The following is a 25,678-nucleotide window of genomic DNA, read 5'->3' on the forward strand; positions in this document are numbered from 1 at the left end:
TTCTGTTTACGGCAGGATTTTCTTGAGTAAAAGCTCAAGCGTTGCCACTTCATCCGCCGTTAAGTTTTTTGTCAGTTCCTGGTGCAGTGTTTGTCCTACTAATTGATGACATTGCTCACACATGGCCGCGCCATCGCTGGTCAGTTTCACCAGTACGCCACGTTTGTCATTTGGGTTAGGGCTTCGTTCTACCCATCCTTTACAGACGAGACGATCCAGCATGCGGGTTAACGCACCCAGATCGACAGAGAGCACCTTTTTCAGCTCAACCGGCGTGATACACACTTCGCAGCGAATGGAACACAGCACTTTGAACTGTGTTGCGGTGATATCCAGCGGTGACAGATAGTCATTGAGCAGGCGATCTTTTTTCTGATTAACCATATGAATAAGACGACCCAGTGGGATTATGTCGTTAAAGAGGTCACTGGTGCTTTTCACAATGGTTGCCCTGGCAAGTAGTTTAGTCACGGCAGATATTATTGCTCAGGCAAGTATAAGTCAACTGAATGAATCGGCCGATGCCACGAAATGCTAAAACGCTTCAGGAACTCATTCTGTACGCTTTTAAATCATACAGATAATCTGGGGTTATCAATTACGAGAGACAATTATGGTTACGCTGCGCGGATGGCTACGGACGAGGATTTGCCCCTATAATTGCGATGTTGAATAAGGATAAGGACTGCGGTGCATTATGTTGGATTTGATTAAAGCAGTGGGGCTTGGGCTGGTGGTGTTGCTGCCGCTGGCGAACCCGTTAACGACGGTGGCGCTTTTTCTGGGGCTGGCGGGGAACATGAACAGCGCGGAGCGCAATCAGCAGTCGATGATGGCCTCTGTGTACGTCTTTGCCATAATGATGGTGGCTTATTACGCCGGGCAACTGGTGATGAATACCTTTGGTATTTCGATTCCCGGTCTGCGTATCGCTGGCGGGCTGATCGTGGCCTTTATTGGTTTCCGGATGCTGTTCCCGGCGCACAAAGCGCACGAATCCCCGGAAGCCAAAAGCAAATCGGAGGAGCTTGAAAGCGAACCGAGCGCCAACATCGCGTTTGTGCCGTTAGCCATGCCGAGCACGGCAGGGCCGGGAACGATTGCGATGATCATCAGTTCCGCCTCAACGGTGCGTGATGGGTCGACATTTCCGCACTGGGTTATCACCGTTGCGCCGCCGATCATTTTTGCGCTTATTGCCATTATTGTCTGGGGGTCATTGCGCAGTTCCGGGGCGATTATGCGCTGGGTGGGCAAGGGGGGGATTGAAGCTATCTCCCGTCTGATGGGCTTCCTGCTGGTCTGTATGGGCGTGCAGTTTATTATTAACGGCGTGCTGGAGATTGTTAAGACGTATCATTGAGAACGTTGCCGGGTAAGCGCAGAGCCACCCGGCACAACAAACGTCAACCGTGGCTGGTCTGTTCTTCCATCGCGACCGGCCATTTACGGAAGATAAGCACCGACCAGATCAGCGCGATCAGCGCCGGAATCGCCCCGAGATAGCCAATGGCCGACATCGATACATGCAGGCTGATCTGATTTCCCACCAGCGCACCGGCGCCAATCCCCAGATTAAAAATCCCGGAGAAGAGCGACATCGCTACGTCCGTGGCGTCCGGGGCCAGCGCCAGCACTTTGACCTGCATTCCCAGACCAATAATCATGATCGCCACGCCCCAGAACAGACTGAGGATCGCCAGATGACTCTCGCTGCCTGCCGCAGGCATCAGTAACAGCAGACATGCCAGCAGCAGGCCAATCGCACTGCTTACAAGCGCAGACGCATGCTGATTGCCCAGCTTCCCGAACAGGATGCTGCCGATAATCCCCGCGCCGCCCAGGATCAGCAGCAGAACGGTGGCAAAGTTAGCGCTAAAGCCCGCCACAACCTGAACAAACGGCTCAATATAGCTGTAGGCCGTGTAATGGGCGGTCACCACAATCACGGTCAGCAAATAGATGCTCATCAGCGCCGGTCGACGCATCAGCAGCGGAAGACTTTTCAGCGAGCCGGAGTGTTCGCTGGGCAGTTTTGGCAGCAGTTTGATCAGACACACCAGGGTGATCAGCGCCCCCATGCCGATGGCAAAGAAGGTGGTGCGCCAGCCGAAGTATTGACCCACAATGCGCCCGATCGGCAGGCCTAACACCATCGCCAGCGCCGTTCCGGTGGCAATCAGGCTCAGCGCCTGGGCGCGTTTCCCCGCCGGGGCCAGACGAATGGCGAGCGATGCGGTGATCGACCAGAAAACGGCATGGGCAAACGCGATGCCGACGCGGCTGATGACCAGCACGGTGAAGTTCCATGCCATAAATGACAGCACATGGCTGGCAATGAACACCACAAACAGCCCAATCAGCAGCTTACGACGTTCCATCTGGCTGGTCAGCAGCATAAACGGCAGCGACATCAGCGCTACCACCCATGCATAGATGGTCAGCATAATGCCAACCTGTGCCGTTTCCATATGGAAGCTGGCCGCAATGTCGGACAGCAGCCCAACCGGAACAAATTCCGTGGTGTTGAAAATAAACGCTGCGATGGCGAGCGTGACCACGCGTAGCCACGCGACCCTGCGGGAAACCGTGTGTGTTGTCATAGGGATATCTGGGATTCGTTGCCTGAAAGATGAGGAGACGATCTTAAAGCCTTAAACGGCGAAAACTCAACCGTTATGTGATATGAATCACAAAATTTACCTTCATGCAGCGGTAGCGAACGCGGTTGTTTTCATTGAAGATAAAGAACAACACAACAAAAACAGGCGGTAACACAATGCAGGAGATTGATTTTTATCTGGTAGATGCGTTCAGCGCGTCCTCCTTTGGCGGCAACCCGGCGGCGGTGTGCCCCCTCGACGCGTGGCTACCGGATGAGACGTTACTGCGGATGGCACAACAGCATAACCAGTCGGAAACCGCGTTTTTTGTGTGTACAAAAGGGGGGATCGAGTTGCGCTGGTTCACCACGCTAACCGAGGTTAATCTGTGTGGTCACGCGACGCTTGCCGCGGCGTATATTCTGTTTAACGAACTGGATTATCCGGACTCACGCCTTCATTTTGACACTGCCTCTGGTCGCCTGACCGTCAGCCGTGAAGGTGACTGGATGACGCTGGACTTCCCGGCCTGCCCGACGCAGGCGCAGACGCCGCCACCGGAGTTGCTCACCGCACTCGGTATCAGCCACTACGTCGAGGCGCGAAAAGGCCGCGCCTGGGTGCTGGTACTGGAGAGCCGCGAGCAGGTGGAAGCCATTAATCCGGATTTCTCCGCCATGACGCCGGGGGAGCATAAAGTGGCCGTCACCGCCCGGGACGAAGGAGAATACGACTTTATCAGTCGTTTCTTCTCGCCGGGCGTGGCCGTGCCGGAAGATCCTGTCACCGGCTCCGCGCACACCATGCTGATCCCTTACTGGAGTGAACAGCTTGGCAAAACACAGATGTTTGCCCGCCAGGTTTCCGCCCGTGGAGGAGACGTACGCTGCGAACTCAAGGGCGACCGCGTGCGGATGGGCGGGCAGGCGGCGCTGTATCTGAAGGGCACAGTATTTCTGCGCTGAATAAATCTAAGAGGAACCAACGATGCAGGAAATTGATTTTTATCTGGTAGATGCCTTCAGCGACAGGGCGTTCGGCGGCAATGCGGCGGCGGTGTGTCCGCTGGAAGCGTGGCTACCGGATGAGACGCTGCTGAAGATGGCGAAACAGCATAATCAGTCAGAGACGGCGTTCTTTGTCCGAACGGATAACGGGTTTGAACTGCGCTGGTTTACCACGCAGGATGAAATTAACCTCTGTGGCCACGCAACCCTCGCGGCTTCTCACGTTATTTTTGAATACCTGGATTATCCGCATACGGAAATCACCTTCACCACGCGCTTTGTCGGCGAACTGACGGTACAACGCAGCGGCGACTGGCTGACGCTTAATTTCCCGGCGTGGTCAACCGAGGTTGTCGATACTCCACCCCCAGTGCTGTTCAGCGCGCTGGGCATTAACGCGGCAAACGAGGTCCGTGTGGGGCGTGACTACATGGTGGTGCTCGACAGCCAGCGGCAGGTGGAGGCGCTGACGCCGGATATCACTGCCATGCTCCCGCTGGGGAAAATGGTCTGCGTTACAGCGCCGGGAGATGAGTATGATTTCGTCAGCCGCTTCTTCTGCCCGGGGGAAGGGGTGCCCGAAGATCCGGTGACGGGATCAGCGCACAGCATGCTGATCCCGTACTGGAGTGAAAAGCTCGGAAAAACGCAGATGTCGGCCCGCCAGGTCTCCTTGCGCGGCGGGGATCTGCGCTGCGAGCTGAAAGGCGACCGCGTGCTGATTGGAGGGCAGGCCACGCTGTATATGAAGGGAAAAATTTTCCTTCGACTCCAGGACTACGTTCAACTTTAACAACTGGGCGCAGGTGGCTGACGCTCGTTCAGCAGCGCGATAAATGCCTCCAGCTGGCGGGTCATCGCCCCGCGTCGCCACACCAGCCAGGTGGTGAGCCAGCGCCAGTTTTCCGCCAGCGGCCACGCCGCCACCTGATGATGCCCCGGCATGCTCTCCAGCATGGAGCGGGGCATCAGCGCAATGCCTGCCCCGGCAATCACACAGGCGAGCATCCCGTGGTAGGACTCCATCTCATGGATCCTTCCCGGCGTTACGCGGTCGGCATGGAACCAGCTCTCCAGATGACGCCGGTAAGAACAGTTGGCGCGAAAGGCATACACGTCGCTGCCGCTCACCTGCGTGGCTTTTGACACTTCCGCGTGGCCCGCAGGGGTGACCAGCATCATCTCTTCCCGGTAAACCGGCATCCCTTCCAGTTCCGGGTGCGAGAGCGGCCCGTCGACAAAGGCGGCGCTAAGCGTCCCTTCAAGCACGCCGTCAATCATCGTACCGGAAGGCCCGGTGGATAACGCAAACTGAATGCGCGGATAGCGCTGGTTAAACCGCGCCAGACTTTCCGGAATGCGTACGGCGGCGGTACTTTCCAGCGCGCCGAGCGAGAATAATCCCTGCGGTTCATCCCCGGCGACGACCATTCGCGCTTCGTCGACCAGCGCCAGGATCTGTTTGCTGTAGCGCAAAAAATTGTGCCCGGCGGGGGAAAGCCGCAGGCGCTGATTCTCGCGAATAAATAGTTCCACGCCGAGATCCGCTTCTAGCTGTCGGATGCGGGTGGTGAGGTTTGACGGCACCCGGTGTACCTTCTGCGCCGCCTGGGTAATGCTGCCGGTCAGTGCGACGGCGTTAAACATCTCAAGCTGTGTTAAGTCCATGTCGTTCTCGATTCGTGAATAAGGTGGTGAGTATTATTCATTTTTAAGAAATAGCAGAGTAGGCCACAATCAATCAACTGTTATTACGTGGAGAACATCATGACGTATTCATCTGCTACCCATGCCCACTCTGTCAACCCGGCTACCGGCGAAACGCTGGCTGCTTACCCGTGGGCAACGTCCCGTGACGTTGAGCGTGCCATTGCACAGGCGGATACTGGTTTTCGTCAATGGCGACGCGAAAGCGTGGCGCACCGGGCGCAAAAACTTCGCGATCTGGGTGCGGCACTGCGTAGCCGTGCGGAAGAGATGGCGCAGACTATCTCCCGGGAGATGGGCAAGCCCATTGTGCAGGCGCGTGCGGAGGTGGCTAAGTCCGCCAGCCTTTGCGACTGGTACGCTGAACACGGCCCGTCGATGCTGCACCCGGAATCAACCCAGGTCGAAAATGCGGTGATTGAGTACCGTCCGCTGGGACCTATTCTTGCGGTGATGCCGTGGAATTTCCCGCTCTGGCAGGTGCTGCGCGGTGCGGTGCCGATCCTGCTGGCAGGGAACAGCTATCTGCTTAAACATGCGCCAAATGTGCTCGGCTCGGCGGAGCTGATCGGGAAGGTATTCGCGGATGCCGGTTTCCCGGAGGGGGTCTTTGGCTGGGTGAACGCGACGAATGACGGCGTCAGCCAGGCGATTAACGATCGGCGTATCGCGGCGGTGACCGTAACCGGCAGCGTTCGGGCTGGTGCGGCAATTGGCGCGCAGGCGGGCGCGGCGCTGAAGAAATGCGTGCTGGAGCTGGGCGGTTCCGATCCGTTTATCGTTCTGAACGATGCGGATCTTGATCTGGCCGTCAACGCGGCGGTGGCCGGACGTTATCAGAATACCGGACAGGTTTGTGCGGCGGCAAAACGCTTTATTGTGGAAGCGGGCGTAGCGGACGCCTTTACCCAACGCTTTGTTGACGCGGTCAAGGCGCTGAAGATGGGCGCACCGGATGAGGAAGATAACTATATTGGCCCGATGGCGCGATTTGATCTTCGCGATGAACTACATCAGCAGGTGCAGGCTACGCTGGCGGAAGGGGCGACCCTGCTGCTCGGCGGAGAGAAGCTTGCCGGGAGCGGTAACTATTATGCGCCAACCGTACTCGGCGGCGTCACCCCACAGATGACGGCCTTCCGTCAGGAGCTGTTTGGCCCGGTGGCCGCGATTACCGTCGCCAATGATGCGGCGCACGCGTTGCAGCTGGCTAACGACAGCGATTTTGGCTTATCGGCGACGGTCTTTACCGCGAACGATGCGCTGGCTGAAACCTTCTCTCGCGAGCTGGAGTGCGGCGGAGTCTTTATCAACGGCTATAGCGCAAGCGATGCGCGCGTTGCCTTTGGCGGAGTGAAGAAGAGCGGCTTCGGGCGAGAGCTGTCTCATTTCGGTCTGCATGAGTTCTGTAATGTGCAGACGGTGTGGAAGGACCGCATCTAATATTGTTGCCGGGTAAGGCCAGGCCGCTACCCGGCAATTCACGTTTCCTGTCATTTTTGCGTAATGGTTCTGTCATTTTCGTTTCGTAGACTCGCTCGCGCCTAACGTATTGTTACAGAAGAAAATTATGAACCTAACGCAAATTTTTCGCCGTCTTGCGCCGCGCTTTATTCCTCGTCAGTTTGGCCTGCTGACCGGCATCTTTTGTATTATTGGCCTTTTCTCGGCCCTGCAACTCTCTTCCTCCTTCCTGCTGACCGCCTCCCTGAATCAAGCCCAGCGTAACGAACAGCGCAATCAGCTGGCCTGGCAGCAGCAGAGCAGGCTGGATCAGGCCCGTATTTCTCTGCTGGCCGCAAGCGATCTGCTCAACCGCTCCGGAGTGTACTTTATGCAGGATAAAGAGACCGGTTCGGAAGGGAGCTGGCATAGCCTGATGGACGAGGCGCAAAAATCCCTGGCGGCGTCTAAACAGGCATGGCAAGCATGGCTCGCGCTTAATCCTCCGCAGGACGAGGGGCTTGTTAACAGCTATCAGCTGTTCTTCGGTGCCATTAGCGAGCAGGCGGAAGGGCTAGTGAAAACCAACAGCATCGACCTCTTTTTTGCCGTACCCGCCCAGGCCTTTCAGACCGATTTTAATGACAACTTTGCACGCTATCAGCAACGGAGTGAGAAGCAGGCGATACAGGGGCGTCAGTCGCTCATGGAACAACTCTCAGGCCTGCAACGGCTGTTCCTGTTTGCGCCGCTGGTGCTGCTGGCCATTGCCATAGCCGTCTGGTTTGGAATGGCGAAGTGGGTGATATCCCCGCTACGCCGTCTGATTATCCATATTAACCAGCTTGCGGCAGGGGATTTATCAGGCACGCCGCCTGACGTTGTGCGCTTTAACCGTGAAATCAGCCAGCTCTGCGGCAGTATTACCGCCATGCAGCTTGGGCTACAGCAGCTGGTGACTCAGGTCAGCGAGGCCACTACCGCCATGGTTGAAAATATTGGGTCACTTGCGCAGGGGAATCAGAAGCTTTATCAGCAGTCTACGCGACAAGCCAAAGAGCTGGAGGAGGTGACCGCGCATATCGCCGATCTCGAAACCCACGTTGAGGGGAACACAGGTTATGCAAAACTCGCCCGCTCGCGCGCGGATGAAGCCCGACAGGCTGCCGTAGGCGGGGAGCAAATGATGACGGCGGTGAATGGCTCGATGCAGACGATCGTCGACCGATCCTCAGAGATGCGCGGGATCGTCGCGATGATCGACAGCGTGGCGTTTCAGACCAACATTCTCGCCCTCAATGCTGCCATTGAAGCCGCCCATGCAGGAGAGCAGGGACGCGGATTTGCGGTGGTCGCCCGGGAAGTGGGGTTGCTGGCCAGAAAAAGCAGTCACTCTACGCAAACCATCCAGGCGCTGATTAACCACTCGCTTCAGGGCATTGAGGAAGGATCTCAGGTGGTAAACCGTCTGGAAGAGAATTTGCAACAGGTCACCGGGCTGGTGGCGAATCTGAGCAGCCTGCTGAATGATATTTCCTTGGCCACCCTGAATCAGGGGGATAGCATTCATCAGATGACGCGCCAACTTCAGGCGTTGAATCAGGTATCGCGTCAGACTGATGTGCTGGTTAGCGAAGCGTCAAATGCCTCTGAGCGCCTGCATCAACAGTCCGATCTTTTGTTGCAGGCCGTCTCGCGTTTTCGTCTCCCTGCCTGACGTGACGTATAAGCCTCTGTTATACTCGCAGCCCGTTTTAGCCTGAGGGCAAGGAGCAAAGTGTGGCTGCGGTCATCCATAATGAGATGCTGGACGAGATTCTGGCGCAGGTTCGTCCGTTACTGGGGCAGGGTAAGGTTGCCGATTACATTCCCGCGCTGGCCTCGATCAGCGGTAATAAGCTCGGCATCGCCATTTGTACTGTCGACGGGCAGCGTTTTCAGGCGGGAGACGCGCTGGAGCGATTTTCCATTCAGTCGATCTCAAAAGTGCTTAGCCTCGTTGCCGCCATGCGCCAGTATGACGAGCAGGAGATCTGGCAGCGGGTGGGCAAAGATCCGTCCGGTCAGCCGTTTAACTCCCTTCTTCAGCTGGAAATCGAACAGGGTAAGCCGCGTAACCCATTTATTAACGCCGGGGCGCTGGTGGTGTGCGATATGCTGCAAAGCCGGCTGAGCGCGCCGCGCCAGCGGATGCTACAGATTGTGCGGCAGCTTTCCGGCGTGCAGGACATCGCCTACGATCCGGTGGTAGCGCGCTCTGAGTTTGAACACTCTGCACGTAACGCCGCCATCGCCTGGCTGATGAAGTCCTTCGGCAACTTTCATAATGACGTTGCCACGGTGCTGCAAAACTATTTTCATTACTGCGCGCTGAAGATGAACTGCGTTGAACTGGCGCAGACTTTTCTGTTTCTGGCGCATCAGGGCCATGCCCCTCATCTGGGCGAGGACGTTGTCTCCCCGATGCAGGCCCGGCAGATCAACGCCTTAATGGCAACCAGCGGAATGTATCAGAATGCCGGTGAGTTTGCCTGGCGCGTGGGGCTGCCGGCTAAATCCGGCGTTGGCGGTGGGGTCGTGGCGATTGTCCCCCACGAGATGGCGATTGCCGTCTGGAGCCCGGAACTGGACGAGACCGGAAATTCACTGGCGGGCGTGGCGGCGCTGGAACAGCTGACCAAACGTCTTGGACGGTCCGTATACTGATGTCAACGTTAGATCCTCTGTTCGCGCGCCTGGCTCGCTCCACGTTTCGTTCACGATTTCATTTAGGGACGAAAGAGCGGCAATACTGCTGGGATAAGGGCGCAGAGACTATCGATAAGCATGCCGCCGATTTTGTCGCCGCGCGGCTGGCGCCTGCACACCCGGTGAATGACGGTAAGCAGACGCCGATGCGCGGCCATCCGGTTTTTATCGCCCAGCATGCCACGGCAACCTGCTGTCGGGGCTGTCTGGCTAAGTGGCACGCTATTCCGCAGGGCGTGCCGCTGAGTGCGCAGCAACAACAGTATATCGTCAACGTAATCCATCATTGGCTGGTCATAGAGGTAAATCGTGCCTCCTGAACTGACAATGTCTCTGTTTAAGCTACGCTTTTACTAATGCTCAGCGTCAGGAGACGTTATGAAGGCACCTCAAATTCCCGTTAATGAAGCGGAGCGCATGAATGCGCTGCGCGAATCCGGTCTGCTTGAGATCGACAATTATCCCGCGTTTGATCGTCTTACGCGGCTGGCAACACGCTTTTTCAGGGTGCCGCTGGCGATGATTACGCTGGTGGATGACCACGCCGCGATCGTGAAATCTGCTGACGGCCGGGCACTCGCCAGCCAGCCTCGCGACCTCTCGTTTTGCGGTCATACGATCCTGGGTGACGCGCCGCTGGTGGTGAGTGACACGCTCCTGGACGAACGCTTCGCGGATAATCCGCAGGTGGCGGGAGATCCGGGCGTGCGCTTTTATGCCGGTTTCCCGCTGCGTTTACGCGACGGGGCGTGCGTAGGATCGTTGTGTCTCATTGATTACGCGCCGCGGGAGTTTACCGCTGCGGATGCCGCCGTACTGGCCGATCTCAGCGCGCTGGCGGAGGATGAATTTGCAGCCGTTAGCGCCGCCACGACCGATGAACTCACGGGATTGTTTAACCGTCGCGGGTTTAACCAGTTTGCGCAGTTTGCACTGTCGGTTTCGCAGCGTCGGGCAGAACCGTTAACCCTTGGCTGGCTGGATCTGGACCATTTCAAAACCATTAACGATCGCTTCGGACATCAGGAGGGTGACAAAGCTCTGAAAGCGATGGCCGCCCTGATGCGTTCCTCGTTCCGCGAGGCCGATCTGCTGGTACGTTTCGGGGGAGATGAGTTCGCGGTGCTGTTTGCGGATACCGATGAGCCTGGCGCCTGGATCGCCATGCAGTATCTCGTCGAACAAACGGAAAAGTATAACGCGCGTCAGCTGCATCCCTGGTCGTTACAGTTCTCCTGGGGGCTGAGCGAGTTCGATCATCACCGCAACGATATTCAGGCATGGTTAAAACACGCGGATGCGCAAATGTACGCCATGAAGCGGCAACACCACGGCGAAAAATGACATAACGAAATCCTATGTCATCGCTTATTGCGTTACAAAAATGTTAATAGCAAAGTGGAGAGATTCAACCTAAGGACGCGCAATGAACTCTCCCATGCTGATTAAACCTCTCTCCCGACAGGACATCCTCACCCACATTGATGCCCTGAACGATATTCTCGTCAACTGTGTCAACGGCGGCGCCTCCGTCAGCTTTATGCTGCCTTTTTCTGCCGGGAAAGCCCGAACCTTTTGGCTCGGCGTCGCAGACAGCATCGGGCGCGACGAGCGTACCGTCCTGGGCTGTTTTGATGCGGAGCAGGGGCTGGTTGGCACGGTCCAGCTGATCACCGATCAGCCTGAAAACCAGCCGCACCGTGCAGATGTCGCGAAACTGCTGGTTCATGAGAAGGCGCGCCGTAAAGGGGCGGCAATGGCGCTGATGGAAGCCCTGGAGGCGGTTGCGCGTGAAAAAGCGCTTACGGTGCTGGTGCTTGATACCTCGACCGGCAGCGGCGCGGAGACGTTTTATCAGAGAGCGGGCTGGCAAAAGGCGGGGGAGATCCCACGCTACGCCCTGATGCCGAACGGGGACATGACGGCGACCTCGATGTTCTATAAATTTCTTTGATATTTTTCACCATCGCGTCCTGAGTTGATCCAGACAGGGGTTCTGGTCCTGAAGTTTTGATAAGTTATCACACCAATCTTATCAGGCTGTATGACTAATAATAAAGGACCTCCATTGTGAACACTCTCAACCGTCGTGATTTCCCCGGTGCGTGCTACCCTGAACGTATCATCCAGTTTGGCGAAGGTAACTTCCTGCGCGCGTTCGTTGACTGGCAAATCGACCTCTTAAACGAGCATACCGATCTCAATGCCGGTGTGGTGATTGTGCGGCCGATCCAGAGCGATTTTCCGCCGTCGCTGAGCACCCAGGAAGGTCTGTATACCACGATTATTCGTGGTCTGAATGAGCAGGGAGAAGCGGTAAGCGATGCGCGTCTTATTCGTTCCGTAAATCGTGAAATCAGCGTCTACAGCCAGTACGATGAATTTCTGAAGCTCGCCCATAACCCGGACATGCGGTTTGTCTTCTCCAATACCACGGAAGCGGGCATCAGCTATCATGCGGGCGATAAGTATGACGATGCGCCTGCTGCCAGCTATCCGGCCAAACTGACGCGTCTGCTGTTCGAACGCTTTACCCACTTTAACGGGGCTGCGGATAAAGGCTGGATCATTATTCCTTGTGAGCTTATCGACTACAACGGCGATGCCCTGCGTGAACTGGTGCTACGTTATGCACAGGAGTGGGCACTGCCGGCGGCATTCATTGCGTGGCTGAATGATGCTAACACTTTCTGTTCGACGCTGGTTGACCGCATTGTTACCGGCTATCCGCGTGATGAGGTGGCAGAGCTGGAAGCTGGTCTGGGCTATCAAGACTGCTTCCTCGACACGGCAGAACATTTCTATCTGTTTGTTATTCAGGGGCCAAAATCACTTGCAGCAGAACTGCGCCTGGATAAATACTCGCTTAACGTCCTGATTGTTGACGATATCAAACCGTATAAAGAGCGTAAGGTGGCGATCCTCAACGGCGCGCACACGGCGCTGGTTCCGGTCGCTTTTCAGGCCGGCCTGGATACGGTTGGGGAAGCCATGAACGACGCGGAAATTTGCGCGTTCGTAGAGAGAGCTATTTATGAGGAGATTATTCCGGTCCTGGATCTGCCGCGCGACGAGCTGCACTCCTTCGCCAGTGCCGTAACGGGGCGTTTCCGTAATCCGTACATTAAGCATCAGCTGCTGTCGATTGCACTGAACGGGATGACCAAGTACCGCACCCGCATTCTGCCGCAACTGCTGGCAGGGCAGAAGGCGACCGGCAAACTGCCAGCACGTCTGACCTTTGCTCTGGCGGCGCTGATTGCATTTTACCGTGGCGAGCGCAACGGTGAGCGCTATCCGGTGCAGGACGATGCGCACTGGCTTGAACGTTACCAGCAGTTGTGGACGCAACATCACGACAAACAGGTCACTACCCGTGAACTGGTATCGTCGGTGTTAAGCGTGAGCGAACACTGGGAACAGGATCTCACTCTGGTTAACGGACTGGTAGACCAGGTTGCGCTGGATCTGGATGCGATTTTAAGCAAAGGCATGCGCGATGCGGTGAAACCGCTCTGCTAATCATAATGCCCGGCGTTTGCCGGGTTTTTTAAAGACCCCATTTAGTTACAACATACTATACGTTCTTTTTTTAGAAAGCACTTGCGGCACCGTGCGGTTCAGGCTTAACAGGTCAGAAAATGCAATGAACTATTAACATGCTTGCAACCGTGAGGGGGATCACGTTTAATAGCCGCGCTCTTTACTTTTCTGAAGCTGATTATGATTGTTCGTCCTCAACAGCACTGGCTGCAACTGATTTTTGTCTGGCATGGTTCGGTACTTCCCAAAATTTATACCCGACTGCTGCTTAACTTCCTGCTTTCCATCGCCGTGATTGTCATGCTGCCGTGGTACACCTCGCTGGGTATCCGGTTTACCGTCGCGCCGTTCAGCATTCTGGGTGTGGCTATCGCCATCTTCCTGGGGTTTCGCAATAACGCCTGTTATTCGCGCTACGTTGAGGCGCGTCTGCTTTGGGGGCAGTTGATGATAGCGGCGCGCTCGCTGTTTCGCGAGGTAAAAAACACCTTGCCGGATGATAAACATCTTGGAGAGTTTGTCCGCCTGCAAATCGCGTTTGCTAACTGTCTGCGAATGACTCTACGCAGAGAAACCAATGCCGATCAGCTGTCCCGCTATCTGGCTCCAGGCGATTTACGCAAAGTGATGGACGCCAACTCGCCGGCGAACCGTATCCTGCTGATCATGGGGGAGTGGCTGGCCGTGCGGCGGCGTAGCGGGCACCTTTCAGACATTCTGTTTCACAGCCTCAACAACCGCCTTAATGATATGTCCATCGTGCTGGCTGGCTGTGAGCGTATCGCCAATACGCCGGTCCCGTTTGCCTATACGCTGATCCTGCACCGGACGGTGTATCTGTTCTGCATCATGCTGCCGTTTGCGCTGGTCGTTGATCTGCATTACATGACGCCCTTTGTCTCTGCACTGATTTCCTACACCTTTATCTCGCTGGACACGCTGGCGGAAGAGCTGGAAGATCCGTTTGGAACGGAAGATAACGATCTGCCGCTGGACGCCATCTGCAACATGATGGAGCGCGACCTGTTGCAGATGAACGATGAAGAGAACATACCTGAAAGACTGATGCCGGATAAGCATTATCAGCTGACCTGACGGGCATTCCACTCGTCGCGGGTGATTTCCCACAGCTCCGAATCCAGCAGGCCGCTGACATAGGCTTTCTTCTCCGTCCTGATGAGCCGCATGCCGCTGCTGTCTGAAATACGTCGGGAGCGGCTGTTTGCAGCCGCTTTCGGCGCGCGCAACACCGGTTTGTTAAGCGTATTGAACCAGTAATCCGTGGCCGCAATGCTCGCCTCGCGCATATATCCCTGGCCCTGAAATTCCGGCGCGAGCCAGAAGCCCCGGTTGTTGTCCTCCACGTCATACAGGCAAATCAACCCCATCAGTTCGTCAGACGCTTCGCGACGGCGAATCGTCCAGAACCACGCAATCCCTTTGGCCATATCGGGCAGTGCAACGTTGTTGACATAATTTTCTGCACCGTTTTCCGGGTAGGGCCAGGGGACTGAAGCCACCATATAGCGGACAATCTCCCAGCGCGGATAGCGTTGCTGGATCTGGACGGCATCTTCTGCAATCAGGGGGCGTAATATCAGGCGCTCGGTGGTAAGCGTGGGTATGGTCATCCGCTGATCTCCATAATTAAGCGTTATGCTTTTGTTTGGGTTCTGGTATTTTCATCAATATCACATTCTATTTGGTCGTGCTTTTGTTATTCAGGTTTATCCATAAAAGGGGTTATATGATGCTGAGAAAAGCCAGGCCCGAAGAAGCCGAAACACTCTGGCACGTCCGTAACGAAGCGATTCGCCATGGCTGCAAAATCTAGTGGGTTTTGCCATGCTGGGTGAAAATACGCATTACTCGCGTATGGCCGACGCGCATTTACGCTGTATTGAAATGGCAATTGATTTGTAAGGTCAGAACAGATGACGCTAACCGTACGTCCTTTATGCACAGATGATTACCCACAATGGCGACCGCTGTGGGATGGCTATACCCATTTTTATGAGTGCTACCTTGACGAGTCCGTTACCGCGGCCACCTGGGACAGGGCGCTCGCAGATTCATCATCTCTGTTTTGCCGTGTCGTGGAGAAGGACGGCCGCGTCATCGGCTTCGCCATGTGCGTCCTGCATGAAGGGACCTGGTCAACCGCGCCCGTTTGCTATCTGGAAGATCTGTTTGTTGACGCTGCCGAACGTGGCGCAGGGGCGGGTAAAGCGCTTATCGACGCCCTGATCGATGAAGGCAAGCGGGAAGGGTGGTCAAAACTCTACTGGGTAACCCGCATGAACAATCCGGCGCGTAAGCTGTATGATCACTATGGTGAAGCCGACGATTACGTCCGGTACCGAATCTCGCTTTAGTCGTTTAATACCTGGGTTTGTATCACACTGTATCTGCCTCTGTGATACATACACAGGTATGCAATAAAACCGCATCCGCACACATCTCCTGTACAAACGCATGGTGTTATATCTCCGTCAACTGAACTTACCCGGAGATAACATCATGTTTAATAAACTCGCATACTCAGCCGTCGCCCTGACCGTATCACTTGGCACCGTGATGTCCTGCCAGGCAGAAGCGACGGGTAAGGATTACGCGTCGGCCTTTAACCAGGTTAAACAGATTAACGCTGGCGATTTGAACGTCGGTTACGTCGATATCGGGCCAAAAGAGGGGCAACCGGTGATCCTGCTGCATGGCTGGCCGTACGACATTCACAGTTATGCAGAAGTGGCCCCCGCGCTGGCCGCGAAGGGGTATCGTGTCATTGTGCCGTCCCTGCGCGGGTACGGCACCACACGCTTTATTTCTGATAAAACGCCGCGAAACGGCCAGCCTTCGGCAATGGCAAAAGACATCGTCAACCTGATGGACGCCCTGAATATCAAACAGGCGGTGTTTGCCGGTTATGACTGGGGGGCGCGTACGGCAGATATCGTTGCAGCGCTCTGGCCGGAACGGGTGAAATCGCTGGTCTCGGTAAGTGGCTACCTGATCAGCAGCCAGGCGATTGGCAAACAGCCTTTACCGCCGAAGGCAGAGGTTCAGTGGTGGTATCAGTTCTATTTCGCCACGCCGCGCGGGGCGGAGGGCTATGCTAAAAATACGCACGATTTTGCCCGGTTGATTTGGTCCCAGGCTTCGCCTGACTGGAAATTCAGCGATGCCACCTTCAATGCCAGCGCCAAATCCCTCGATAACCCGGACCACGTTGCCGTCACGCTCAGTAATTACCGCTGGCGTCTGGGGCTGGAGAAGGGTGAGCAGAAATATGACGCCTACGAACAAAAGCTGGCTACGCTGCCGAATATTACGGTGCCGACCATCACCATCGAGGGCGGTAACAACGGAGCACCACATCCTGTACCCGCAGCCTATGCAGGGAAATTCACCGGAAAATATGAGCACCGTACTTTCGGCGCAACGGTTGGCCACAACCCGCCGCAGGAAGATCCGCAGGACTTTGTTAAAGCCGTTGTCGACGCGGATAAGCTCTGATATGTGCTATTTTCAATCCGTTACCTCTTAATCAGGAGCCTGCGGTGGAGCATATTGATCACATCCTTGTCGTCGATGACGACAGGGATATTCGTGAACTGATTGTCGATTACCTCGTGAAATCCGGTTACCACGCCTCTGGCGCGGCGAACGGGAAAGAGATGCGCGTAGTGCTCGACAAACAGCATATCGACCTGGTGGTGCTGGACGTGATGATGCCCGGCGATGATGGCCTGACGCTGTGTCGACAGCTGCGCAGCAGCAGGCATAAGGATCTGCCGATCCTGATGCTCACCGCGCGCAACGAGGACACGGACCGGATCCTGGGACTGGAGATGGGCGCCGACGATTATGTGGTGAAACCGTTTGTGGCCCGCGAACTGCTGGCGCGTATCAAAGCTATCCTGCGTCGTTTTCGTACTATGCCGCCTAATCTTCAGGTGACCGAGGCAGGGCGCCTGGTGGTGTTCGGTGAATGGCAACTGGATACCGTGGCGCGTCATCTGATTGATAACGAGGGGATGGTTGTGGCGCTCAGCGGGGCGGAATATCGCCTTTTGCGCGTATTCCTCGATCATCCTCAACGGGTGCTGACCCGCGATCAGCTGCTGAACCTGACGCAGGGACGTGATGCCGAGCTGTTTGAGCGTTCGATTGATCTCCTGGTGAGCCGCGTGCGACAGCGCCTGAATGAAGATGCCCGCACGCCGGCCTACATTAAAACCGTTCGCAGCGAAGGCTACGTTTTTACCATGCCGGTGACCATCGTCGAGGCCAATGAATGACACTATGGCCCCGCACCTTACTGGCCCGGCTGCTGATCATTGTGCTGCTTGGACTCTTACTGGCTAACGCGCTCAGCCTGACGCTGGTCATGGTTGAGCGAATGCACAGCGCGCGCACGGTTATGCTGGGCAATCTTGAGAATGACGTGGCGACCAGCGTGGCCATTCTCGACCGGCTTCCGGCCAAAGAGCGGCCAGAGTGGCTGGAACGGCTCAGTCGCGGTAATTATCGTTATATCCTTGGCCCCGGCGAGGCAGGCGCCGCACCAACGGACAAGCGCTCGCGGGATGCAATTCGCACCCTGAAAGAGACGCTTTCAGCCCAATATCCGCTCCAGTTTACGGCGGTGCCAGGGCCAATCTCCCATATTCAGGCCCATCTGACGCTCCGCGACGGCGCACCGCTCACTATCGATCTGATCCCGCGCATGCCGCCTGTCGCCAGCTGGTTACCCGTGGTGCTAGTTCTTCAGCTGTTACTTGTCGCGCTCTGCTCCTGGATTGCCGTACGCCAGGTTGTCCGGCCTTTCCTGCAATTCACGCGTGCGGTTGATTCCCTCGATCCTGCGGCCCATTCACCGATGACTGAAAAAGGACCGGTTGAAGTGCGCCAGGCTGCACACGCTTTTAATGAGATGCAGTCGCGGATACAAACGTATCTGCGTGAACGCGCGCAGATTCTGGCGTCCATTTCTCACGATCTCCAGACGCCCATCACGCGCATGAAGCTGCGGATCGAAATGGCAGATCAGCCCGAACTCCGCGATAAGCTGCTGAGCGACCTGGATAATATGTCGCGCCTGGTACGGGAGGGGATTGCCTATGCCCGGTCATCAGAATCTCTGGAAGAGACCACGCTGAAGCTGGAGCTGAACGCGTGGGTTAACAGCATCGCCAGTGATTATCAGGACATTGGTAAAAACGTGCAGTTTCATGCACGCAATGCGCGTCTGCCGATCGTTACTCGTCCACAGGCATTGTGCAGGGTAATGACCAATCTGCTGGATAATGCGCTCAAGTTTGGCGATAGCGCGGTTATAGAGATTGATGAAGATGAAAGGCAGGTAGCGATCCGCATTATGGATAACGGCCCCGGCATCCCGGAGGCAGAACTGGAGGCGGTGTTACAGCCGTTCTACCGGGTTGAAACGTCGCGCAACCGCGAAACGGGCGGCACCGGGTTAGGCCTCGCCATTGCCGCGCAGCTCACCGCCCAGCTTGACGGGAAATTGCATCTTGCAAACCGGGCAGAGGGCGGGCTGGTCGTAAGCGTGACTCTTCCGCGCGGTTAATTGTACGCCTGTGTATCTGCACCCCGTGCCGATACGCAGGCAGACAAAATTCAGCTTTTCGCACACGGCCTGAACACATTCGTACGGTCAAATAACCTCACTGCACCTTCGCAGCAACCGTATCGTGAGGTCGTTATGTTTCTGATAATCGCTTTTTTGGGCGGCATGATTAGCCTGCTCAGTCCGTGCACGCTTCCCGTCATTCCTCTGCTGTTCGCTGGCTTTCAGGGGCAGCGCAAACACATTCTGGCGCTTCTGGCGGGAATGATTGTGATGTTCACGTTGGTGGCGATGGTAGTAACGGTTGCCAGCGAGTGGATCGCTGACGCCACCGTTATCGGTCGCTGGATTGCGCTGCTGATACTGAGCATTGCCGCCCTGGCTCTGATCTTCCCGCAGTTTGCTCAGCGCATTGCCCGTCCGGCGGTCAGTGCGGGAAACGTTCTCAACACCCACAGCGTTCAGCGACGCGGCCTGGTTTCGGCTTTTCTGGCAGGGCTGGCCGTTGGACTTCTGTGGTCCCCCTGTGCCGGACCGATTCTCGGGGCGATCTTCAGCATTAATATTGCGGGCCACTCGGCCATCGCAACCGGAGCGCTGTTAGCCGCTTACGGCAGTGGATGCGCGTTGATGCTGGGGCTGCTTGTCGCGGGGGGCCGTAAGCTGATAACCCCTCTGAGAGCCAAATCCGCATTGATGGCGCGTTTGCGTCAGGGAGCGGGAGTGATGATGTTAGCTGCCGTTGCGTTCAACGCCAGCGGGATGACCTCAGCCCTGAAAGGTGCCAACGGTATTGCCGACCAGCTGGAAAACGCTCTGTTGAGCCTTGCGCAACCATCCTCCACGCAGGTGAAACTGCAACCAGTCGCTGACGCAACGCCGAGCAGCCAGCTACCATCATTAAGCGGCGGTACGGGCTGGGTAAACGGTGACCCTGTCACGTCTGAGGCCTTGCGGGGGAAAGTTGTGCTTATCGATTTCTGGACCTGGGACTGTATCAACTGCCAGCATACCCTTCCGCATGTTCAAGACTGGGCGAAGAAATATGAGTCACAAGGTCTGGTGGTGATTGGCGTCCACACCCCGGAATACCCCTGGGAAAAGCCGTTATCATCGGTGAAAAACGCGGTCAATAAATGGCAGCTGCCGTACCCCGTAGTGACGGATAATAACTACAAAATCTGGAGCGCGTTCGGAAATCAGTACTGGCCAGCGCATTACTATTTCGATGCGAAAGGGCAACTGCGTTACACCGCGTTTGGCGAAGGTAACTACGACAAGCAGGAGGCCGTGATTCAGCAGTTGCTCAAGGAAGCGCGTTCCTGATCCGGCTTACGGAACCCGCTGAGCCACCATAAACAGGCGCGGAAAAGCCAGCAGTATCTGCCCGTTCTCCTGGAGCGGATACTGCTCTTCCAGCAGCTCAAGGTAGCGTTTCAGATAGTTTTTCTGCTCGCTTTCGTTGAGTTCCTGTAACCACGGCCGTAACCCCGTCGCGCTGACCCAGTCAATAATCGCCTGATGAGAGCTCATCTGATGGAAGTAGGTGGTGCGCCAGATATCCACGTCACATCCCGCTTCCGTCAGAATATCGTAGTAGGCATGGATACCCGGCAATGGCTCGCGGCCACGATCGGGGTAGCCCTGTTCCCAGGCAACTTCACGCATCAGGGCGTGCGTCGGCTCAAGCCAGTTGTCAGGCATTTGCACCGCCAGCACGCCGTTTAACTGGAGCAGTGAAACCAGGTGTGGCAGAAGGTGGTAATGGTCCGGGATCCATTGCAATGAGGCGTTGGCGTAGATCAGGCTGAGCGGCTGGTCAGGTTTGTAGTGCCGGATATCTGCCTCAACAAAGTGGCAGTCTGGCAGGGCCTGTCGGGCTTCCTCCAGCATGGCCGGGGAGTTATCCACGCCGGCGATCTGCGCAGAAGGCCAGCGCTGTTTCAGCAGCGCGGTGCTGTTGCCTGGCCCGCAGCCCAAATCCACGGCTGAGGTTATGTCAGCAAGCGGCACCCGGGCCAGTAACTCAGCGGCGGGACGTGTGCGTTCTGCGCTGTATTGTAGATAAAGAGAGGGATCCCAGTCGGCCATTTTCGCATCTCCATGTTGAGGTGTTCAGCAAGAATAGCACAGGCAAATACCTGCGCCGGGGCAGGTATCTGGCTAATGGTGAGATTATAAAATGCCTTTGAGGGCCAGGTGATAGAGCAGCATGATGGTTTTTCCGTCGACGATCTGCCCATTTTCAATGCCCCGAAGCGCGTCGTCCAGCGTCATTTCCAGCACGTCGATATCTTCCCCCTCAGCTTTAACGCCGCCGCCCGCGCTGGTCCGATCCTGCGGATGATATTCCGCCAGATAGAAGTAGAGTTTCTCGGTAACCGAGCCCGGGCTCATATAGGCCTCAAAAATTTTCTCTACGCGCGTCACCTTAAACCCGGTTTCTTCTTCCGCTTCGGCCTTAATCCGGCTTTCCGGGTCAAGGTTATCAAGCAACCCGGCGGCCGCCTCAATGAGATCCTCTTCGTGACCATTGATAAACACCGGGAAACGGAACTGACGCGTCAGAATGACGGTTTTGCTGTCGCGATTATAGAGCAGGATCGCCGCGCCATTCCCCCGGTCATACACTTCACGCTCTTGCCGCTGCCAGTCGCCATCGCTGCGCTGGAAGTCAAAAGTGTATTTTTTTAGGTTATACCAGTTGTCGGACAACGTTTCGCTGTTGATGATGCGTATATCTGCACGTTTTGATTGCACGTTTGGCTCTCCTCTCGTAGAGTAAGCATCATAAACAGCACTATCGTGCAAATACAAGACACATCGTGCAACATCAGGAATAAATCATGCTCACAAGCCAGCGTAAACAGTTGATTCTGGAAAAACTGGAGGCGGAAGGCCAGGTCCAGTCAACTGCGCTCAGCCTCTTTTTCTCGGTGTCTGAGGACACTATCCGCCGGGATTTACGTGAACTGGCGGCAGAAGGGCGTTTGCAGCGTGTTCACGGCGGTGCACTGCCAGCATCTTCAGCGATTGCGCCTTTTGCCGAGCGTCAGTCCGTCAAAATGGATGCAAAAAAACGCGTGGCACGGCGAGGCGCGCAGCTCATTTCACCGGGGCAGGTGGTGATCATTGATGGCGGGACGACCACCTCTGAACTTATTACATTCTTCCCACCCGATTTACCGATAACCGTGGTGACGCACAGCCCGGGTATCGCATTGGGTCTGGTCGGCCATCCGAGCATAGAGGTGATCCTGATTGGTGGTCGTTTGTATAAACACTCCATCGTCACGGTCGGCGCGGCCGCAATTGAAGGCATCAATAATATTCATGCGGATCTGTTTTTCATGGGTGTCACCGGCGTGCATCCTGAGGCCGGGCTGACCACCGGAGATTATGAAGAAGCGTGCATCAAACGTGCATTTTCCGGCAGAGCGGCGGAAACGGTGGTACTGGCCTCGCCGGAAAAGATCAACACGGCCTCGGCGTTCGTGATTGGCGACCTGTCGCTGGTGAATACGCTGGTTGTTGAAAACACAACGGATGAACGCTGGGTGAGCGCCATGAAAGAAAAGGGCGTTACGGTGATCGCAAGCCAGTAAATATCCGCTTTTTTGCCAGCCTGACCGCCAGGCTGTCAAAAAGACAAAGGTTATCCTTCACGCGGATTTCTAGACTAAGGCTTTCATTTGTTTAAGGACAAGCCATGAAAGCGATCTCCATTCTGGCGTGTGGCGCGGACCCAACCGCGCAACGCCTGTCAACGTCTGCCATTCAGCAGGCCATAAACAGTGCTCAAGAGAACGATGTCATTCTTATTCCGCAAGGCCGTTTTCTGACCGGCGCACTGTTTCTGAAAAGCGGTGTTTCGCTTCGCCTGGATGCTGGCGCACAGCTCGTTGGAAGCCAGGATCTGGCTGATTATCCCCTGATAAACACCCGGGTGGCCGGCATTGATATGCGCTGGCCGGCAGGCATTATTAATATCATTGATTGTGAAAACGTCAGCATTACCGGTACAGGCACGATAGACGGGCAGGGTGTCATCTGGTGGCAACGCTTCTGGGGCGACGACGAACGCAGCGGCATGGTTGGCGATTACAGCGCCAGAGGATTACGCTGGGTGGTTGATTACGACTGTCAGCGCCCGCGCAATATCCTGGTCTTTGAAAGCCAGAACATTCTGCTGCGTGATTTTACCAGTCGGGAGTCCGGATTCTGGAACATACACCTCTGTTATTCGCGCCGTATCGCGGTTGAGGCTGTGCAAATCAGCAATTCTGCGGGGCCGAGCACCGACGGGATTGACGTCGACTCCTGCGAACAAGTGCGGATTGAACGCTGCATTGTGTCCTGCAATGACGACAATATTTGCATCAAATCAGGACGAGGACGCGAAGCGGCGCAAAAAGCACGTACCGCGCGGGATATAGTGATTCGAGGATGTACGCTGAATAAGGGATCCGGGATCACGCTGGGGAGTGAAACTTCAGGTGGCATTGAACGCGTCCTGATAGAAGATAACGCGTTTAACGGAACGGGCGTCGGGTTTCGCATTAAGTCGGCCCGCAACCGTGGCGGGTTTATCCGTGATATCACCGTCCAAAATTTACGTCTTACGGACGTACGTTTTCCGGTGCTGATCCAGCTGAACTGGTTTCCGCAGTACAGCTATGGCGACCAGAGCAATTTATCTGATAAACCAGAACACTGGCGCAAGCTGGCTGAAGGTGTTGAGGGCGAAGCCGGTCTTACTGAGGTCAGCGGACTGACGATTAAAAATATGACGGCGCGTCGCTCAGACAACAAATATTTCTCGCGGGCATTTTTCATTGAGGGGTATCCGGAGCGTCCTGTGGCCGGGTTAACGCTGGAGGGGATTTTTATTGACGCGACAGAGTTTGGGAAAATTTCCGGTGTGGATGGGTTGCGCTTTCAGAATGTGCAGGTGACTGCCGTAGAGAACACGCAAGACTGTAACGACAGTTATGAACGTTGATGGCATAGAATCTATGGGCATAATTCGCTGAATGAGCAGAACAAGGCTGGGCCCAAAACGGCTGGATTTGTTCTTAATTAATCTTAGTACGCATAATGTATATTATGTTAAATTGAATATTATGAAGCCTATCCCTCGTCAGATAAGCCCATCGCATCCTACCCCCTCCCTTTGCCTCTACTGAGGAAGCCGGAGAAACAGTGTCCGTTCCTGAGTCTGCGAGGCTTTAAAACCATGGTGGATATAAAACGCTTTGGCTTCCTCAGTGAGTGCATGAACCATGATCGCCCGCACCCCGATATTCTCAGCTACCCGATAACAGCGTAAAACCGCATCGTGGAGTAAATCGGCTCCCAACCCGTTTCCGCGTAACGAGACATCAACAGCCAGACGGGCAAGTATAATCACGGGAATGGGATCCGGCATGTTACGCCGCAGATTACCTGTCGCTTGCGTATGGTTAACGCTGCCGGTAGCCAGTGAGTAAAATCCCGCGACCTGCTTCGTGCCCGTTTTACAAATGACAAACGTTCGGGCTGCGCCGAGCGCCTGGTTTTTCAGACCTCTTTGTTTTAGCCATTCGTCAAGCACGGCCTCTCCGCTGACGAACTCCGCCAGTTGATGGACGCTGGATAAGGGCTCTGGCGCTGTTACACGTCCCACTGCGGTTTCCTTGCCAGCAGTTTTTCTATGGCAGGATCGTCCGCGACCGGGGCATCGAGCATGTCAATGAACTCTGCGTACTGTTCATCGTTAAAATTGAATACACGTCGATCGAGGATCACATTCTCGGCTGCCTGACAGGCCATCTCCAGAATGAAGTCTGTACGTGATTTATGGAGGATCTCTGCGGCGGCATCGATAAGCGCCCGCTGGGATTCTTTGGCTCTGAGATTGAGTTGAACATCTGATTTCATGGGTATACCTCTTGTATAGCAATTGCTTTACAAGCATAACATAAGCGGCGTGTATAGCAATCGCTATACAGCGCTCTTTATCATGTCTGACCTCTCCACACCGCATATCGCAAGAATTTGCTCTCTCAACCAGCGGTGACCAGGATCGCGTTCCATTCTTGGGTGCCACATCTGTGAAACCGTAATACGACGGCTTTTGAACGGCAGCTCGAAAACGTGTAACTGCTCCGTTACCTGCTGATTGAGTAAATAGAGCGCGGGTATCATGGCAATAAGATCTGATGCCAGCGCCACGGACAGCGCCGTCGGAAATCCCGGAACGACGCTGGCGATTTTACGTTTTGTCCCCAGTTCGGCCAGCGCATCGTCAACGGAACCGTGCAACGCGCCCTCAGGTGACGCTACCACATGGCCCCAGGCGACATAATCCTTCACCCCTATTTCTGCCTGATTAGCCAGCGGATGCCCCTTACGCACGACGCCCACAAACCGATCCTCAAACAGTCGTTGCAGCCGTATTTCAGGCCCCATATTGCTCTGGACGCCAATCTCCAGATCAACCAGCCCTTCCCGAAGATAGCGCGACGTTTTTTCCGGCTTCGGCGCGAAGCGTATACAGACGTCCGGCGCGGCGTCGGCCACAGCCGCTATAAGCGCAGGCCCAAACGCCACCACAAAACCATCGTTTGCCCTGATGGTAAAAAGACGCGCCAGACTTCGCGCGCTGAACGTTTCAGTTGAGGGCTGCAATACCGCCCTGGCCTCGTGCACTGCACGCCTGGCGCGATCCCGGGTCGCTTCGGCCCACGGGGTCAGTACCATGTTACGTCCGGCGCGCACCAGGATCGGGTCGCCTGTAACGTCGCGTAACCTGCTTAATGTCCGGCTCATGGCCGAGGTGCTGAGGTTCAGACGGCGTGCCGCACCTGCGACACTCGCTTCGCTCAGCAATATGTCGAGTGCAATCAGTAAATTAAAATCAGGATCGGTCATAGCGCTCATTCCTGTACATTCAGATAAGGCGTTTCATGCAACGATAAAGTGCAAATGGTGCGCCTTCCGCCCTGTAAAAGCCATCTTTATAGTTTTGTCATCCATACACTCTTCTCAGAGGA

Annotated in this window: 27 protein-coding genes; 18 read left to right on the forward strand and 9 right to left on the reverse strand. The window is 55.6% G+C overall.

Annotation, left to right across the window (positions count from 1 at the left end; translation table 11 throughout):
- Positions 1–6 precede the first annotated feature (6 nt).
- Positions 7–441 carry a multiple antibiotic resistance transcriptional regulator MarR gene (gene marR / locus RY075_RS11535; protein WP_003857182.1) on the reverse strand — a complete coding sequence of 145 codons (435 nt, stop codon included), beginning with the start codon at positions 439–441 and terminating at the stop codon, positions 7–9.
- Between the two features lie 256 nt (positions 442–697).
- Between marR and RY075_RS11540 the strand changes: the two genes are divergently transcribed.
- On the forward strand, positions 698–1,363 hold the full coding sequence (locus RY075_RS11540; protein WP_003857180.1) for a MarC family NAAT transporter: 666 nt from the start codon (positions 698–700) through the stop codon (positions 1,361–1,363).
- Between the two features lie 43 nt (positions 1,364–1,406).
- On the opposite strand, the gene RY075_RS11545 is transcribed toward RY075_RS11540, so the two are convergent.
- Complete coding sequence (locus tag RY075_RS11545; protein ID WP_003857178.1) at positions 1,407–2,603, reverse strand: sugar transporter; 1,197 nt, start codon at positions 2,601–2,603, stop codon at positions 1,407–1,409.
- 176 nt (positions 2,604–2,779) lie between these two features.
- Here RY075_RS11545 and RY075_RS11550 point away from each other — a divergent pair, with 176 nt between their 5' ends.
- Together RY075_RS11550 and RY075_RS11555 are read left to right on the forward strand one after the other, a co-directional pair.
- Positions 2,780–3,568, forward strand: a complete 789-nt coding sequence (locus RY075_RS11550; protein WP_032658391.1) for a PhzF family phenazine biosynthesis protein — start codon at positions 2,780–2,782, stop codon at positions 3,566–3,568.
- A 22-nt stretch (positions 3,569–3,590) separates the two neighbouring features.
- Positions 3,591–4,403, forward strand: a complete 813-nt coding sequence (locus tag RY075_RS11555) for a PhzF family phenazine biosynthesis protein (protein ID WP_032609197.1) — start codon at positions 3,591–3,593, stop codon at positions 4,401–4,403.
- Here the strand turns inward: RY075_RS11555 and RY075_RS11560 are convergent.
- The gene (locus RY075_RS11560; RefSeq protein WP_017382364.1) at positions 4,400–5,278 is read right to left on the reverse strand and encodes a LysR family transcriptional regulator; all 879 of its coding nucleotides are present in this window, start codon (positions 5,276–5,278) and stop codon (positions 4,400–4,402) included. The genes RY075_RS11555 and RY075_RS11560 overlap by 4 nt on opposite strands.
- Positions 5,279–5,377: 99 nt before the next feature.
- On the opposite strand from RY075_RS11560, the gene sad reads away from it, so the two are divergent.
- The 8 genes from sad (at position 5,378) to RY075_RS11600 (ending at position 14,146) form a co-directional block, all read left to right on the forward strand.
- Positions 5,378–6,760: a succinate-semialdehyde dehydrogenase gene (gene sad, locus RY075_RS11565; protein WP_003857170.1), complete on the forward strand. Its 1,383-nt coding sequence runs from the start codon at positions 5,378–5,380 to the stop codon at positions 6,758–6,760.
- A gap of 127 nt (positions 6,761–6,887) precedes the next feature.
- A complete protein-coding gene (locus RY075_RS11570) occupies positions 6,888–8,477 on the forward strand; it encodes a methyl-accepting chemotaxis protein (protein ID WP_048208644.1) in 1,590 nt (529 codons plus the stop codon).
- Positions 8,478–8,539: 62 nt separating this feature from the next.
- The gene (gene glsB / locus RY075_RS11575; RefSeq protein ID WP_003857165.1) at positions 8,540–9,466 is read left to right on the forward strand and encodes a glutaminase B; all 927 of its coding nucleotides are present in this window, start codon (positions 8,540–8,542) and stop codon (positions 9,464–9,466) included.
- Complete coding sequence (locus RY075_RS11580; protein WP_003857163.1) at positions 9,466–9,828, forward strand: DUF4186 domain-containing protein; 363 nt, start codon at positions 9,466–9,468, stop codon at positions 9,826–9,828. The genes glsB and RY075_RS11580 overlap by 1 nt, the downstream gene beginning before the upstream one ends.
- Positions 9,829–9,886: 58 nt before the next feature.
- A complete protein-coding gene (locus RY075_RS11585) occupies positions 9,887–10,852 on the forward strand; it encodes a sensor domain-containing diguanylate cyclase (protein ID WP_032609205.1) in 966 nt (321 codons plus the stop codon).
- An 82-nt stretch (positions 10,853–10,934) separates the two neighbouring features.
- On the forward strand, positions 10,935–11,462 hold the full coding sequence (locus RY075_RS11590; RefSeq protein ID WP_109949106.1) for a GNAT family N-acetyltransferase: 528 nt from the start codon (positions 10,935–10,937) through the stop codon (positions 11,460–11,462).
- Between the two features lie 116 nt (positions 11,463–11,578).
- Positions 11,579–13,030 (forward strand): tagaturonate reductase, encoded by a 1,452-nt coding sequence (locus tag RY075_RS11595; RefSeq protein ID WP_338628618.1) that lies wholly within the window; start codon positions 11,579–11,581, stop codon positions 13,028–13,030.
- Between the two features lie 201 nt (positions 13,031–13,231).
- Entirely contained in the window at positions 13,232–14,146 is a 915-nt protein-coding gene (locus RY075_RS11600) for a bestrophin family protein (protein WP_045349936.1), read from the forward strand.
- On the opposite strand, the gene RY075_RS11605 is transcribed toward RY075_RS11600, so the two are convergent.
- Positions 14,134–14,682: a GNAT family N-acetyltransferase gene (locus tag RY075_RS11605; protein WP_045336268.1), complete on the reverse strand. Its 549-nt coding sequence runs from the start codon at positions 14,680–14,682 to the stop codon at positions 14,134–14,136. The two genes, RY075_RS11600 and RY075_RS11605, sit on opposite strands and share 13 nt — an antisense overlap.
- A 303-nt stretch (positions 14,683–14,985) precedes the next feature.
- On the opposite strand from RY075_RS11605, the gene RY075_RS11610 reads away from it, so the two are divergent.
- The 5 genes from RY075_RS11610 (at position 14,986) to RY075_RS11630 (ending at position 19,970) form a co-directional block, all read left to right on the forward strand.
- Positions 14,986–15,426, forward strand: a complete 441-nt coding sequence (locus tag RY075_RS11610) for a GNAT family N-acetyltransferase (RefSeq protein WP_003857152.1) — start codon at positions 14,986–14,988, stop codon at positions 15,424–15,426.
- Positions 15,427–15,571: 145 nt separating this feature from the next.
- Positions 15,572–16,567 (forward strand): alpha/beta hydrolase, encoded by a 996-nt coding sequence (locus tag RY075_RS11615; RefSeq protein ID WP_058658941.1) that lies wholly within the window; start codon positions 15,572–15,574, stop codon positions 16,565–16,567.
- Positions 16,568–16,611: 44 nt separating this feature from the next.
- Positions 16,612–17,352, forward strand: coding sequence for a response regulator (locus RY075_RS11620; RefSeq protein WP_022651194.1), 741 nt, complete (start codon positions 16,612–16,614; stop codon positions 17,350–17,352).
- On the forward strand, positions 17,349–18,644 hold the full coding sequence (locus tag RY075_RS11625; protein WP_338628620.1) for an ATP-binding protein: 1,296 nt from the start codon (positions 17,349–17,351) through the stop codon (positions 18,642–18,644). The genes RY075_RS11620 and RY075_RS11625 overlap by 4 nt, the downstream gene beginning before the upstream one ends.
- A gap of 135 nt (positions 18,645–18,779) precedes the next feature.
- On the forward strand, positions 18,780–19,970 hold the full coding sequence (locus tag RY075_RS11630) for a cytochrome c biogenesis protein/redoxin (protein WP_109949139.1): 1,191 nt from the start codon (positions 18,780–18,782) through the stop codon (positions 19,968–19,970).
- Between the two features lie 6 nt (positions 19,971–19,976).
- Here RY075_RS11630 and tam read toward each other — a convergent pair whose 3' ends face one another.
- Together tam and RY075_RS11640 are read right to left on the reverse strand one after the other, a co-directional pair.
- Positions 19,977–20,735 (reverse strand): trans-aconitate 2-methyltransferase, encoded by a 759-nt coding sequence (gene tam / locus RY075_RS11635; RefSeq protein WP_023314159.1) that lies wholly within the window; start codon positions 20,733–20,735, stop codon positions 19,977–19,979.
- Between the two features lie 84 nt (positions 20,736–20,819).
- Positions 20,820–21,404 carry an NUDIX domain-containing protein gene (locus RY075_RS11640; protein ID WP_302378244.1) on the reverse strand — a complete coding sequence of 195 codons (585 nt, stop codon included), beginning with the start codon at positions 21,402–21,404 and terminating at the stop codon, positions 20,820–20,822.
- A gap of 86 nt (positions 21,405–21,490) precedes the next feature.
- On the opposite strand from RY075_RS11640, the gene RY075_RS11645 reads away from it, so the two are divergent.
- Entirely contained in the window at positions 21,491–22,249 is a 759-nt protein-coding gene (locus tag RY075_RS11645) for a DeoR/GlpR family DNA-binding transcription regulator (RefSeq protein WP_023324658.1), read from the forward strand.
- Positions 22,250–22,353: 104 nt separating this feature from the next.
- On the forward strand, positions 22,354–23,646 hold the full coding sequence (locus RY075_RS11650; protein ID WP_109949140.1) for a glycosyl hydrolase family 28 protein: 1,293 nt from the start codon (positions 22,354–22,356) through the stop codon (positions 23,644–23,646).
- Positions 23,647–23,823: 177 nt separating this feature from the next.
- Here RY075_RS11650 and RY075_RS11655 read toward each other — a convergent pair whose 3' ends face one another.
- The 3 genes from RY075_RS11655 to RY075_RS11665 all read right to left on the reverse strand — a co-directional run bounded on the left by RY075_RS11655 (position 23,824) and on the right by RY075_RS11665 (position 25,556).
- Positions 23,824–24,309: a GNAT family N-acetyltransferase gene (locus tag RY075_RS11655; RefSeq protein ID WP_032609220.1), complete on the reverse strand. Its 486-nt coding sequence runs from the start codon at positions 24,307–24,309 to the stop codon at positions 23,824–23,826.
- Positions 24,297–24,563, reverse strand: a complete 267-nt coding sequence (locus tag RY075_RS11660; protein ID WP_003857131.1) for a DUF1778 domain-containing protein — start codon at positions 24,561–24,563, stop codon at positions 24,297–24,299. Before RY075_RS11660 ends, RY075_RS11655 begins: the two co-directional genes overlap by 13 nt.
- A 63-nt stretch (positions 24,564–24,626) precedes the next feature.
- Entirely contained in the window at positions 24,627–25,556 is a 930-nt protein-coding gene (locus tag RY075_RS11665) for a LysR family transcriptional regulator (RefSeq protein WP_045349966.1), read from the reverse strand.
- Between the last annotated feature and the right edge of the window lie 122 nt (positions 25,557–25,678).

This window comes from Enterobacter sp. JJBC (assembly GCF_036936505.1).
GTDB lineage: Bacteria > Pseudomonadota > Gammaproteobacteria > Enterobacterales > Enterobacteriaceae > Enterobacter > Enterobacter hormaechei_C.